Raw genomic sequence first — 12,697 nt, 5'->3', positions numbered from 1 at the left:
AGATGTCAAGAATAACTCCCGGAAATTTTTCGACAAAGCTCAAAATAGATCCGCAGTCATGGAGCATATGCGATTTCGCTTGTTTTTATGCAGGAGATTGATGGAGGGATGGAGAATTAGTCTTCTAAATGAAAAAGAAAAGACGATTTTTGTCGATGCAGACGCATGCCCCGTAAAAGAGGAAATAATGCTCATTGCATCGCAAGTCAGCGTTCGGGTTATTTTCGTCGCATCATTTGAACACTACCAGCTTTCCAGAAGCAAAGACGAGAACTGGGTATACGTTGATCCTCATAAAGAAGCGGCAGACTTATATATCGCAAACCATGTGAGATCGGGAGACGTCGTAGTCACGCAGGATATCGGTTTAGCCTCTCTTTTGCTGAACAGAAATATTGCCGTCTTATCGGAAAGGGGCCGTTCTTATACTGAAGACACGATTGACTTCGCTCTGATGAGCCGTCATATGTCAGGCAAAATGAGAAGAATCGGCATTCATTCCAAAGGACCTAAAAAATTAAATAAAGAAGATCGGAATCGATTTGTTACCCTGCTTAAAAAAATCCTGTCGAATGATGAAGGGATTTCAAATCAAAACATCGAATAATGTACGACGGAGTGTTATAAGATGGGAAACCGCATACCAGATGAAGTAGTTAATCAGGTGCAGCAGTCAGCAGACATTGTTGAAGTCATAGGTGATTATGTCCAATTGAAAAAGCAAGGCCGCAACTACTTTGGGCTCTGTCCGTTTCACGGGGAAAACACGCCCTCGTTTTCCGTCTCCAGCGATAAGCAGATCTTTCATTGCTTCGGATGCGGTGCGGGCGGGAACGTTTTCTCTTTCTTACGGCAGATGGAAGGCTATTCATTTACGGAAGCTGTTTCTCACCTTGCGGATAAATATCAGATTGATTTCCCTGATGATATAACGATTCACTCTGCATCCAGGCCGGAATCTTCCGGAGAGCAGAAGATGGGGGAAGCTCACGAGCTTCTGAAGAAATTTTACCATCATTTGCTAATAAATACAAAGGAAGGCCAGGAAGCGTTAGATTACCTTTTATCAAGGGGTTTTACGAAAGAGCTCATAGATGAGTTTGAAATCGGCTACGCGCTGGATTCCTGGGATTTCATGACGAAATTCTTGAAAAAGCGCGGTTTTGAGGAAGAACTGATGGAAAAAGCGGGTCTGCTGATCAGAAGGGAAGACGGCAGCGGGTATTTTGACCGTTTCAGAAACAGAATTATGTTTCCCATTCATGATCACCACGGAGCCGTGGCGGCTTTTTCAGGAAGGGCGCTCGGAAGCCAGCAGCCGAAATATATGAACAGCCCGGAAACGCCGCTGTTTCATAAATCTAAGCTGCTGTATAACTTTCATAAGGCGCGCCTGCCGATCAGGAAAGAGGAGAGAGCCGTTCTGTTTGAAGGCTTCGCTGACGTCATATCCGCCGTCAGCTCAGGCGTAAAAGAAAGTATCGCCACAATGGGGACGTCGCTCACCGAAGAACATGTGAAAATCCTCAGGAGAAATGTTCAGGAGGTCATTCTCTGCTACGATTCGGATAAAGCCGGGTACGAAGCTACGCTGAAAGCGGCCGGCCTGCTCCAGAAAGCCGATTGTAAGGTAAGAGTAAGCATGCTGCCTGACGGACTTGATCCTGATGATTATATCAGAACCCGGGGCGGAGAAAAATTCCGGACCGATATCATTGATGCAAGCGTTACGGTCATGGCTTTTAAAATGCAGTATTTCCGCAAAGGGAAAAACTTATCTGACGAAGGAGACCGGCTCGCTTACATGAAAGAAGTGCTGAAAGAAATCAGCGCTCTTTCCGGGTCGCTTGAGCAGGAAATGTATGTGAAGCAGCTCGCCTCAGAATTTTCTCTTTCGGTAGAATCTTTGACTGAACAGCTTTCCATCTACGCCAGACAAAACGCCCCCGGCGACAAAAACGCCGAACCGCAGACAAGACGGGCCCGGGTGACGACAAAAGCGAAACGGCGCCGTCTCCGTCCCGCCTATGAGAACGCGGAAAGACTTCTGCTCGCTCATATGCTGAGAGACCGAAACGTCATAAAGAAAGTGATTGAGCGTGTCGGCTTTGAATTTAACATTGACGGACATCGTGCGCTGGCAGCATACCTGTACGCTGTTTATGAAGAGGGCGCTGACATGACGCCGCAGCATCTTATGGCGAGAATGCAGGATGAGGAAATCAGCCAGCTGCTTTCAGATATAGGGATGCTCCAAGTAAACGAGGAGCTCTCAGAGGCCGAGTTATCCGATTACGTAAAAAAAGTGTTGGATCACCGAAAATGGTCAATGATAAAGGAAAAAGAAGCAGAAAGAGCGGATGCGGAGAGGCAGAAAGACTTCGTGAAAGCTGCGTCTCTGGCTCAAGAAATTGTTGCATTGAACCGATCATTAAAGTAACACCAAAAAGAGGCTTGCGTTCTGATTGGCAATGATTCCTTGCGGAGGAGCAAATAGATCGCTTAACCTCATCATGAATTGTCATTTATTATCCGCAGCCCTGCATGCTGAAAAAGAGAGAAGGCTTCCGGGTCGGATAAGAAACATACCGCTTTTAGAATTCGTTGCAAGCTTTGGAAGGAGGGATCCATAATGGCTGATAAACAAACCCACGAAACAGAAACAGAACTTACATTAGACCAGGTAAAAGAGCAACTTACTGAAACTGGAAAAAAACGTGGCGTTTTAACATATGAAGAAATTGCTGAACGCATGTCCAGCTTTGAAATTGAATCAGACCAAATGGATGAGTATTATGAATTTTTAGGAGAACAAGGTGTTGAATTAATTAGTGAAAATGAAGAAACGGAAGATCCTAATATTCAACAGCTTGCCAAAGCCGAAGAAGAATTTGACCTTAATGACCTCAGCGTACCGCCTGGCGTAAAGATCAATGATCCAGTCCGCATGTACCTTAAGGAAATCGGACGGGTAAATCTTCTTTCTGCTAAAGAAGAAATCACCTACGCTCAAAAAATTGAAGAGGGTGACGAGGAATCTAAACGCAGACTGGCTGAAGCAAACCTTCGTTTAGTTGTCAGCATTGCTAAACGGTATGTCGGCCGCGGCATGCTTTTCTTAGACTTGATCCAAGAAGGAAACATGGGTCTCATGAAAGCCGTCGAGAAGTTTGACTACCGTAAAGGATATAAATTCAGTACGTATGCGACTTGGTGGATCAGACAGGCGATTACACGCGCCATCGCTGACCAGGCGAGAACAATCCGTATCCCGGTTCACATGGTGGAAACCATCAACAAATTAATCCGTGTGCAGCGTCAGCTTCTTCAGGATCTTGGCAGAGAGCCGACACCGGAAGAAATTGCTGAAGACATGGATCTTACGCCTGAAAAAGTCCGTGAAATATTAAAAATCGCTCAAGAGCCTGTTTCTTTAGAAACGCCGATCGGTGAAGAAGACGACTCACATCTCGGTGACTTCATCGAAGACCAGGAAGCGACTTCTCCGTCGGATCATGCGGCATATGAGCTTTTAAAAGAACAGCTGGAAGATGTGCTGGATACGTTGACAGATCGTGAAGAAAACGTGCTGCGTCTCCGTTTCGGTCTGGATGACGGACGCACAAGAACTTTGGAAGAAGTAGGCAAAGTGTTTGGAGTAACGAGAGAGCGTATTCGCCAAATTGAAGCAAAAGCGCTTCGCAAATTGAGACATCCGAGCAGAAGCAAACGTCTGAAGGATTTTCTCGAATAGAATGGAACGGGTCTTTTTGATCCGTTCTTTTTTATGTATAAGATATATGGATAATATACCTTTATTTTACTGGATAAGCATATGTTTTGCAAATGAGTTTGGAAAAAATGCGGCATGTCTGAAAGGGGGAAAATGAGATAAGTTTATTTATATTCTTTATTGTAAGCGTATACAATTCATTATACAATAGAATAAAGATAATTTTGTGATAAACAAAACAGTTATTTTTGCTTTTTGTATAAATTGTGAAATCAATGAAATTGCTGAGTAAGACCATTTACTTTTTGTAAAAATAAGTTAGAATTAGAAGTGTTTACATAGGGGGAGAATGAAAAAGGGGGATGGAGATATGAAGTGGAATCCGCTGATTCCTTTTTTGCTCATTGCAGTGCTGGGAATAGGGCTGACTTTCTTTTTAGCTGTAAAAGGCAATGGAGATGCGCATCAGATCGCAAGCGGCGGTGAAAGCAAAAATGCCGAGAAGGAAACTGCAAACGCTTCACCTGAAGAGATTTATAAAGCGAACTGCATCACCTGTCACGGGGAAAACTATGAAGGTGTGTCAGGGCCGAACTTAAAAGGCGTCGGCAAAAGAAAAGATGTCGCTGAGATTAAAACAAAAATTGAAAAAGGCGGCAACGGGATGCCCGCGGGCCTTGTGCCGGCCGAAAAGCTGGATGACATGGCAAAATGGGTTTCTGACATTAAATAAAGCTTTACCGGTCCCTATATAAAAGACATATGAAAAACTCTATCCGCCGCTTGGATTCCGGGCGGTTTTTTTATATGATAGTAAAGGAAAAAGAACCTGAGAAAAGTTGTGATATTGTGAATGAAATGAAGTTATCTAAAAGATTGCAGTCTGTGGCGGAATATATCCCTCCGGGTGCCCTGGTTGCTGATATCGGGTCGGACCACGCGTATCTTCCTTGCTATGCCGTTTTGAATCATTTGGCAAGCCGGGCAATCGCCGGTGAAATTACAGACGGACCGTTTCTATCCGCCAAACAGCAGGTGGAAAAACTGGACTTAAGCACTCTTATCTCCGTAAGGAAAGGTGACGGGCTGAGCGTCCTTGAAAAAGGAGAAGCCGGCGCCATTACAATCGCTGGCATGGGCGGAGCGCTGATCGCTCATATTTTGGAGTCCGGAAAAACGAAATTGACGGGGCGTGAACGGCTGATTCTGCAGCCGAATATTCATGCCGTTCATATAAGAGAGTGGCTGTATCAGGAAGGCTATGAACTGATTGATGAAGTGATTCTCGAAGAAGACGGAAAGTGTTATGAAATCCTCGTTGCGGAAACTGGCGACCGTGATGCGCCGTATCGGGACGTGCCGATGGCTGCCGGAATGCTTGCGGGTCCGTTTTTATTAAAAGAGAGGAATGAAGTGTTTCTTCGGAAATGGAGCCAGGAACTTAAGCATACTGAACAAATTTATGAACAGATCAGCCGCAGCGCAAAGCATGAAAATCATGAAAAATTAGCTGAATTGAAAGAGCGGATTTCTCTGCTGAAGGAGGTAATCGGACATGCCTAAACATGTGAACGGACAGGAAATCATCCAGCTGTTTGAACAATTTTCACCGAAGGCTTTTGCGGTGGAAGGAGATAAAATCGGTCTGCAGATCGGTACATTGAATAAGCCGGTGAAAAATGTCATGGTGACACTGGATGTTCTGGAACAAACGGTAGATGAAGCCATTGAGAAAAAAGTTGACTTAATTATCGCCCACCATCCGCCGATCTTTCGGCCGCTTAAACAGATCACCACTGATCAGCCTGGCGGAAGACTGATTGAGAAATGTATAAAGCATGATATTGCCGTATATGCGGCTCATACGAATCTTGATGTGGCGGACGGCGGTGTGAATGATCTGCTTGCCGAAGCTCTCGGCCTGACAGACACAGAAGTGCTCGTCCCGACATATTCGGACCCGATGAAAAAGCTTGCCGTCTATGTTCCGAAAGACTATGAAGAAGCTGTAAGAACCGCACTTGGCAACGCCGGAGCGGGACATATCGGCAATTACAGCCATTGCGCGTTCTCCTCAGAGGGAATCGGCAGCTTTAAGCCGCTGGACGGGGCAGAACCGTTTATCGGACAGACGGGAGAACTGGAGCTCGTCCATGAAGTGAGACTTGAGACCGTTTTTCCGGCAAGTATGGAGAAAACCGTCGTAAAAGCGCTGAAAAAAAGCCATCCGTATGAAGAGGTGGCATATGATATTTATCCAGTGGAGCAGTCTCCGCTTGAAAAAGGGCTCGGCCGCATCGGAAAACTTCAGCAAGACATGACGCTTGAAGAGTTTGCTCTGTTTGTGAAAGAAAAGTTTGACGTTAACGGAGTCCGGATGGTCGGAGAGCGAAACAGCAAGGTGAAAAAAGTCGCGGTTCTTGGCGGTGACGGAAATAAATATATTTATCAGGCAAAGCGGAAGGGTGCAGATGTTTACGTGACGGGCGATCTTTATTTCCATGTAGCGCATGATGCGATGATGATGGGGTTAAACGTCGTGGACCCGGGGCATTATGCTGAAAAGATCATGAGAAAAGGCACGGCTGAGAAGCTTACGGCAATGGCCGGGGAGAAAAACTATGATGTGCGCATTTTCGCTTCCGAAACAGATACAAACCCATTTACTTTCTTATAAAAAAACTGAGGCCCCGGGCCTCAGTTTTTTATTTTTACTTTCGGAAGGATTTTTTTAAGCGGCACACTGTGTTCAAGCTGCCATGTCGATTCATCGTTGTGGTCAAACTGCTCTAAAAAGCGGATGACTTCCTTTGTAATCGGTGTCGGTGTTGATGCGCCTGCGGTAACGGCGACGGTATTGACGTCTTTCAGCCATTCGAGCTTCAGTTCACTGATGTCTCCGATTCGGTAGGCTTTTGTTCCGGCGATTTCTTCTGACACTTGCGCCAGTCTGTTGGAGTTATTGCTTTTCGGATCACCGACAACAATGGTTAAGTCCGCTTTTTTTGCCTGCTCTGATACAGCTTCTTGACGAACCTGTGTGGCCAGGCAGATTTCCTGATGGTATTCCACGTACGGGTACTTTTCTTTGACTGATTCCATAATATCGTGGACGTCCCACTGGGACATTGTCGTTTGGTTTGTAACGATTAATTTCTCAGCCTGAATATCGAGATTTCTCACGTCTTCCTCTGTTTCAACGAGATGAACGATTTCAGGAGCGACGCCGACAGCTCCTTCAGGCTCGGGGTGGCCTTTTTTACCGATGTATATGACGTGATAACCTTCAGCTTTTACTTTTCGGATTAAGTCATGTGTTTTCGTGACGTCCGGGCATGTGGCGTCAATCGTAACAAGCCCTTTTTCCTCAGCGGCTTTTCTTACTTCCGGAGATACCCCGTGAGCTGTGAAAATAACGGTTCCTTTTTCCACCTGCTTTAAAATCTCCAGACGGTTTGTGCCGTCAAGCGTGTAAATGCCGTCTTCCTCAAACGCATCTGTGACATGCTTATTATGAACAATCATTCCCAGTATATATATAGGTCTTGGCAGTGTTTTATCGAGTGACGCGTTTTTGGCTATGACCATGGCATCAACAACGCCGTAACAGTAGCCGCGCGGCGATATTTTGATAACGTCCAATGTAGATGTCCTCCTATCAAAAGTGAGTGTAGAGGCAATATAAAAAGCCGTAGTTAAACGGCTCAAATCTTGCATTCTTCTGATCTCATTATAGCTAATCTTTCGTGAGATATCAAAGAATGTTAAATATATAATTTCGGCTTTGATCTGCCCGATGTTCTTTTTGGACGCGGCTGTTCCGCTGAGTCTGCCTGTGCGGCGTCTTTTTCTTTTGAAGCGGATGCTTTTTCAGACGTCTTCTTTGATGTTTTGGATGAGGCGTCTGATTTGTTTTCATCTTCTGTTTCATCTGTTTTTTCAGCTTCATCCTTTTTGTCCTGTTCGTCTGTTTCTTTCGTCTCGTCAGATTCATTCTCGTCATCACTGCTGCTTAATTGGCTGTAAAGCTTCATCATGGCGGGCAGACTCCGTACTAAAGGACCGTACTGCTGGATCATCGGCGTAACCTGCTGCGCCACGCCGAGCACCTTCTGAACGTTGCTGAGCATGCTCGACAGGGATGCCGGACTTGCCAGGTTCTGTATTCCCTGCAGTCCTGCACCTGCTCCTCCGCTGGCCGCCGCCGGTGCCGACGCGGCAGCGCTTCCTCCTCCTGAACCGGGTAAAAAACGGGAAAGCATCCCTTTTAAGCCCCCTCCGCCGCCCGTGCCTGCGTTTCTCAGGCCCGCTCCGGCCATCTGCTGCTGAGGGAAAAGCTGCCGTCCCTGCTGCATCAGCTGCCGGCCCGGCAATGACGGTCTTCCTCCCATCATCATACGCGGATTCATAAACGGCCGTCCCTGCTGCGCCATATTTCTCATCGGCTGCTGTGGAAACATACTTGTACCTCCTTTCTGTCTCTCTGCTATTACAATATGCATCGGGGGGGGCATTTGCTTTTCTGTCTCGAAAACAGGATTCCCCCAAGACATGGTGTTTTTAAGTAAAATCGGTTATAATGTGATGATGGACACAGAATGTGCCGCTTTAAGGAGCTGGGAAAAATGAAAGAAACTAAATTTGATGGATACAATTTAAAACCGTTTATTATAGATGCAGTTCACCGCCTTGGTTTTTATGAACCGACAGATATTCAAAAGCGTCTGATACCTGCCGTACTGAAAAACGAAAGCGTGATCGGGCAGTCCCAGACGGGGACGGGGAAAACCCACGCCTATTTATTGCCAATTTTGAATCGGATTGATCCGGGTTCTGATACGGTACAGGCCGTTATCACGGCGCCGACGAGAGAGCTTGCCAATCAGATTCATCAGGAAGCGCTCAAAATTACACAGGGTGCGGAAGATGAGCCGATCCGGACAAAATGCTTCATCGGCGGGACGGACAAGCAAAAATCAATTGATAAGCTGAAAACACAGCCTCATCTCGTCGTCGGAACGCCGGGCCGGATCGCGGATCTGATTAAGGCGCAGGCATTGAACGTCTATAAAGCGCAGTCTCTCGTCATTGACGAAGCTGATCTGATGCTTGATATGGGCTTTTTAGAAGACGTTGATTACATCGGATCGCGTATGCCGGAAGAACTGCAGATGCTTGTGTTCTCAGCTACGATTCCGGAAAAGCTGAAGCCGTTTTTGAAAAAGTATATGGAAAATCCGAAGTACGCGCATGTTGAGCCGAAAAGAATCACAGCCGAAAAGATTGAACATGTGTTGGTTCCTTCTAAACAGCGTGATAAAGACAAACTGCTTTTTGAAATGATGTCTCATCTGAACCCTTATCTGGGCATTGTGTTTGCAAATACGAAAAACACGGCTGACCATATTGCGAAATACCTGACTGAAAAAGGAATGAGAGTCGGTCTTCTGCACGGGGGATTAACGCCGCGTGAGCGTAAGAAGGTAATGAAGCAGATTAATGATCTGGAATTCACTTATGTCATTGCGACAGACCTTGCGGCTAGAGGAATTGACATTAAAGGCGTAAGCCACGTCATCAACTACGAGCTTCCGGACGATTTGGATTTTTATGTTCACCGTGTCGGAAGAACTGCACGCGCCGGTTCATCAGGCCAAGCACTGACCATTTATGAGCTTTCTGACGAAGATGCGCTCGCAAGACTTGAAAAGATGGGCATTGTGTTTGACTATGCGGAGCTTGTAAACGGGGAATGGAAGAAAGGCGATGACCGCCACCGCCGTAAAAATCGCAAAAAGACGGCAAATGAGGCTGACCAAATTGCGAAACGCCTCGTAAAAAAGCCGAAAAAAGTAAAGCCGGGCTATAAAAAGAAAATGAGCTACGAAATGGAAAAAATTAAAAAGAAGCAGAGAAGAAACCAATCTAACAGAGGAAAGTAGGGGGAATCGGGTTGCTGAAAATAGGTTCACACGTCTCAATGAGCGGAAAACATATGCTCCTTGCCGCAAGCAAGGAAGCTGTTTCGTACGGGGCGAATACATTTATGATCTATACGGGCGCTCCCCAAAACACGCGCCGCAAAAAAATTGAAGACTTGAATATTGAAGCGGGCCGCGCCCATATGAAGGAAAACGGTATCGACGAGATTGTCGTGCATGCGCCGTACATCATTAACATCGGAAATACGACAAATCCGGCAACATTTGAGCTGGGCGTTGATTTTCTGCGTTCTGAAATTGAAAGAACGACAGCGATCGGCGCGAGACAGATCGTGCTTCATCCAGGAGCGCATGTCGGAGCCGGAGCTGAAACGGGCATCAAAAAAATCATTGAAGGTTTAAACGAAGTGATTGTTCCCGGGCAAAACGTGCAGATTGCGCTGGAGACAATGGCGGGCAAAGGATCAGAATGCGGGAGAAGCTTTGAAGAGCTGGCCGAGATCATTGCGGGAGTCACGCATAATGAACATCTATCCGTCTGCTTTGACACTTGCCACACCCATGACGCCGGGTATGATGTCGCTAATGATTTTGACGGTGTTCTTAACGAGTTTGATAAAATCGTCGGCATCGATCGGATAAAAGTCCTTCATGTTAACGACAGTAAAAATATTAAAGGCGCCCGGAAAGACCGCCATGAAAATATCGGGTTCGGAGAGATCGGTTTTGACGCTCTGCAGTACATCGTTCATCACGAGCAGCTTGCCGATATTCCGAAAATCCTCGAAACACCGTATGTAGGCGAAGACAAGAAAAATAAGAAGCCGCCGTACCGTTTTGAAATCGAAATGCTGAAAGAAAAACAGTTTGATAAGGAGCTTCTTGAAAAAATATCAGCTCAATAAGAAAGAAAGGAGGGGCGGGTGTCCCTCCTTTCTTACCCTGAGAATTGATTGAAAAGTTCGTCAACTTTCCGCGCCGTTTCTTTTGAGGTTATCGTTTCCACTTTTTTCAGCAGGCGCAGCCGCTCCTGTTCATCAAAAATATTGATGTTTTTTCCGTGCATCAGAGCCGCTACCTCAGCCGCTTGACTTCTTGTAATGCTGATCCCGTATTGCTTGGAATATTTCAGCAGATCGTCCGCAGTGACTTGATTGAGCCGCTGCAAAATAATTCTTTGTATTAAAATCATCGATACTTTCACCTCTTTAGACATAATGTATTGAGCAGATCATTAAAATGTTACAGCTTTTAATGGTAAAATAAAGTTGCTTACTGTTTAAAATAGTTATTATAGGAAAGGAGATTTTATGACCCCAAATAAACAGCATAAAAGAGAATCATTTTTACACTTTATCTTCAGGGTCATTATGATTCTGATCGGGGCGGGTTCAGCCGCCGTAAGTATTGAATTGTTTCTGGTCCCTAATAATTTTATCGACGGAGGCATTATCGGTGTTTCATTAATTTTAGACCACCTCTTTATGTCCAATCCCCTCCTCAATTTTGCCTTATTCGTTGTGTTACTCAACATTCCATTTATGATTTTCGGATATAAATATATCGGAAAAACATTTCTCATCTCTACTGTTATCGGAATCGTCGGTTTAGCGCTGATTGAATCCTCATTGCACCATGTGGAGGCCATTACGACCCAGCCTATTTTGGCGACGGTATTCGGGGGGCTTTTGCTCGGTTTCGGGGTAGGCCTTGTCATCCGAAACGGAGGCTCGATGGACGGTACTGAAATCCTCGGTATCCTTCTCACGAAAAAGCTGCCCTTTTCAGTCGGGGAATTCGTTATGCTCATCAATGTGTTTATTTTCATTTGGGCCGGTTTTGTGTTCGGTCCGGAGCAGGCAATGTATTCTTTCATGACTTATTATATTGCCATGAAAACGATTGACGCCGTCATCCAGGGGCTTGATGAAACAAAAGCGGTCATTATTGTTGCAGAGCAATATGCTGAGATCTCAGATGCAATATTGCACCGGCTTGGACGGGGAACCACTAAGCTTCAGGGAAAAGGCGGATATACGGATGAAACCAAAGAAGTCATTTACGCGGTCGTGACAAGGCTTGAAGTGACTAAATTGAAATCCATTGTGTTTGAAATTGATAAAAACGCCTTTATTACAATCATGAATACCCATGAAACGAGGGGCGGTAAGTTCAAAACCGCGATTCACTAGGCTTTCATTTACTTTTCATCATTTTATAGGTATAATTTGATACATCATAAGAAAATGGCCTGCTGTTCAGACAGCTGCCATTTTCTTTTTGGAGCGATACCGTGTTGTAAAGGGGAGGTCCTCATGAACGTACAAGAAGCGTTGAACCTGCTGAAAGAAAAAGGGTATAAATATACGAGTAAGCGAGAAGACATGCTGCAGCTTTTTGCTGATTCTGATAAATATCTGACCGCCAAAAACGTGCTTGCCGCATTAAATGACGACTATCCGGGTCTGAGCTTTGATACCATATACAGAAATCTTTCGTTATATGAAGAACTCGGCATTTTGGAAACGACGGAGCTTTCCGGAGAAAAACTGTTCCGTTTTACATGCTCTTATACCCATCATCATCACCATTTTATCTGTTTAACCTGCGGGAAAACGAAGGAAATTGAGTCCTGTCCGATGGATAAGCTGCACGATGATTTGGAAGGGTATGAAATCAGCGGCCATAAGTTTGAAATTTACGGCACCTGTCCGGCGTGCCGATAAAAAACCTCCTGCTTATAGGGACTGCCCCCCGTTTTTGAGACAGGGGTCAAAACACCTTTTAAACAGCCAATTGCCGATAGTTTATCGGTGATTGGTTGTTTAGTTTGGTTTGAATACGAATATTGTTATAATAATGAATGTATTCTATGACAGTGCGTTCTACGATGGCAGTCGTAGTTCGATCAATGCTGTTAAGATAGAACGTTTCAGACTTTAGCGAGGAATGAAACGATTCGATGGAGGCATTATCAGCGGGCGTCCCTTTGCGGGACATGCTCATGGTAATGCCTTTTGTT

General features: G+C 45.3%; 14 protein-coding genes. 10 read left to right on the top strand and 4 right to left on the bottom strand.

What is annotated here, in order from left to right; translation table 11 throughout:
* The first annotated feature begins 100 nt into the window (after window positions 1–100).
* The 6 genes from BR62_RS0108270 (at window position 101) to BR62_RS0108245 (ending at window position 6,410) form a co-directional block, all read left to right on the top strand.
* Window positions 101–607 (top strand): YaiI/YqxD family protein, encoded by a 507-nt coding sequence (locus BR62_RS0108270; RefSeq protein WP_032870475.1) that lies wholly within the window; start codon window positions 101–103, stop codon window positions 605–607.
* 21 nt (window positions 608–628) lie between these two features.
* Window positions 629–2,440 (top strand): DNA primase, encoded by a 1,812-nt coding sequence (dnaG, locus tag BR62_RS0108265; protein ID WP_032870473.1) that lies wholly within the window; start codon window positions 629–631, stop codon window positions 2,438–2,440.
* A 192-nt stretch (window positions 2,441–2,632) separates the two neighbouring features.
* On the top strand, window positions 2,633–3,754 hold the full coding sequence (gene rpoD, locus BR62_RS0108260) for an RNA polymerase sigma factor RpoD (protein WP_003152998.1): 1,122 nt from the start codon (window positions 2,633–2,635) through the stop codon (window positions 3,752–3,754).
* Window positions 3,755–4,103: 349 nt separating this feature from the next.
* A complete protein-coding gene (gene cccA / locus BR62_RS0108255; protein WP_003152999.1) occupies window positions 4,104–4,466 on the top strand; it encodes a cytochrome c550 in 363 nt (120 codons plus the stop codon).
* Between the two features lie 125 nt (window positions 4,467–4,591).
* Window positions 4,592–5,296, top strand: a complete 705-nt coding sequence (locus tag BR62_RS0108250) for a tRNA (adenine(22)-N(1))-methyltransferase (protein WP_012118009.1) — start codon at window positions 4,592–4,594, stop codon at window positions 5,294–5,296.
* Complete coding sequence (locus BR62_RS0108245; RefSeq protein ID WP_007408292.1) at window positions 5,289–6,410, top strand: Nif3-like dinuclear metal center hexameric protein; 1,122 nt, start codon at window positions 5,289–5,291, stop codon at window positions 6,408–6,410. The genes BR62_RS0108250 and BR62_RS0108245 overlap by 8 nt, the downstream gene beginning before the upstream one ends.
* A gap of 20 nt (window positions 6,411–6,430) precedes the next feature.
* Here the strand turns inward: BR62_RS0108245 and BR62_RS0108240 are convergent, their stop codons facing one another.
* A complete protein-coding gene (locus tag BR62_RS0108240) occupies window positions 6,431–7,375 on the bottom strand; it encodes a 4-hydroxy-3-methylbut-2-enyl diphosphate reductase (protein ID WP_012118007.1) in 945 nt (314 codons plus the stop codon).
* 122 nt (window positions 7,376–7,497) lie between these two features.
* Window positions 7,498–8,193, bottom strand: coding sequence for a VrrA/YqfQ family protein (gene vrrA, locus BR62_RS0108235; protein WP_032870471.1), 696 nt, complete (start codon window positions 8,191–8,193; stop codon window positions 7,498–7,500).
* Between the two features lie 165 nt (window positions 8,194–8,358).
* Here vrrA and BR62_RS0108230 point away from each other — a divergent pair, with 165 nt between their 5' ends.
* Together BR62_RS0108230 and BR62_RS0108225 are read left to right on the top strand one after the other, a co-directional pair.
* Window positions 8,359–9,675 carry a DEAD/DEAH box helicase gene (locus BR62_RS0108230; protein WP_012118005.1) on the top strand — a complete coding sequence of 439 codons (1,317 nt, stop codon included), beginning with the start codon at window positions 8,359–8,361 and terminating at the stop codon, window positions 9,673–9,675.
* Between the two features lie 11 nt (window positions 9,676–9,686).
* A complete protein-coding gene (locus BR62_RS0108225) occupies window positions 9,687–10,580 on the top strand; it encodes a deoxyribonuclease IV (RefSeq protein WP_032870469.1) in 894 nt (297 codons plus the stop codon).
* 32 nt (window positions 10,581–10,612) lie between these two features.
* Here the strand turns inward: BR62_RS0108225 and BR62_RS0108220 are convergent, their stop codons facing one another.
* Window positions 10,613–10,867, bottom strand: a complete 255-nt coding sequence (locus BR62_RS0108220) for a DUF2624 domain-containing protein (protein ID WP_003153013.1) — start codon at window positions 10,865–10,867, stop codon at window positions 10,613–10,615.
* A 118-nt stretch (window positions 10,868–10,985) separates the two neighbouring features.
* Between BR62_RS0108220 and BR62_RS0108215 the strand changes: the two genes are divergently transcribed.
* Both BR62_RS0108215 and BR62_RS0108210 read left to right on the top strand, forming a co-directional pair.
* On the top strand, window positions 10,986–11,867 hold the full coding sequence (locus BR62_RS0108215; protein WP_007408296.1) for a YitT family protein: 882 nt from the start codon (window positions 10,986–10,988) through the stop codon (window positions 11,865–11,867).
* 123 nt (window positions 11,868–11,990) lie between these two features.
* Window positions 11,991–12,401 (top strand): zinc uptake transcriptional repressor Zur, encoded by a 411-nt coding sequence (locus BR62_RS0108210; protein ID WP_003153018.1) that lies wholly within the window; start codon window positions 11,991–11,993, stop codon window positions 12,399–12,401.
* 58 nt (window positions 12,402–12,459) lie between these two features.
* Here the strand turns inward: BR62_RS0108210 and BR62_RS0108205 are convergent.
* The coding region (locus tag BR62_RS0108205; protein ID WP_032870467.1) for an IS3 family transposase at window positions 12,460–12,697 on the bottom strand (238 nt) is incomplete at its 5' end.

Origin of the sequence: Bacillus sp. UNC69MF, assembly GCF_000746035.1 — a bacterium.
Lineage (GTDB): Bacteria > Bacillota > Bacilli > Bacillales > Bacillaceae > Bacillus > Bacillus velezensis.
The sequence above is the reverse complement of the archived record's forward strand: the minus strand, read 5'-3'. Positions and strand labels throughout refer to the sequence as shown.

Bases quoted from the DNA above. Each gene is read 5' to 3' on its own strand.
- rpoD (WP_003152998.1), top strand. From the start codon at position 2,633: ATGGCTGATAAACAAACCCACGAAACAGAAACAGAACTTACATTAGAC.
- BR62_RS0108230 (WP_012118005.1), top strand. From the start codon at position 8,359: ATGAAAGAAACTAAATTTGATGGATACAATTTAAAACCGTTTATTATA.
- BR62_RS0108210 (WP_003153018.1), top strand. From the start codon at position 11,991: ATGAACGTACAAGAAGCGTTGAACCTGCTGAAAGAAAAAGGGTATAAA.
- BR62_RS0108250 (WP_012118009.1), top strand. From the start codon at position 4,592: ATGAAGTTATCTAAAAGATTGCAGTCTGTGGCGGAATATATCCCTCCG.
- BR62_RS0108270 (WP_032870475.1), top strand. From the start codon at position 101: ATGGAGGGATGGAGAATTAGTCTTCTAAATGAAAAAGAAAAGACGATT.
- dnaG (WP_032870473.1), top strand. From the start codon at position 629: ATGGGAAACCGCATACCAGATGAAGTAGTTAATCAGGTGCAGCAGTCA.
- BR62_RS0108245 (WP_007408292.1), top strand. From the start codon at position 5,289: ATGCCTAAACATGTGAACGGACAGGAAATCATCCAGCTGTTTGAACAA.
- cccA (WP_003152999.1), top strand. From the start codon at position 4,104: ATGAAGTGGAATCCGCTGATTCCTTTTTTGCTCATTGCAGTGCTGGGA.
- BR62_RS0108220 (WP_003153013.1), bottom strand. From the start codon at position 10,867: ATGATTTTAATACAAAGAATTATTTTGCAGCGGCTCAATCAAGTCACT.
- vrrA (WP_032870471.1), bottom strand. From the start codon at position 8,193: ATGTTTCCACAGCAGCCGATGAGAAATATGGCGCAGCAGGGACGGCCG.
- BR62_RS0108215 (WP_007408296.1), top strand. From the start codon at position 10,986: ATGACCCCAAATAAACAGCATAAAAGAGAATCATTTTTACACTTTATC.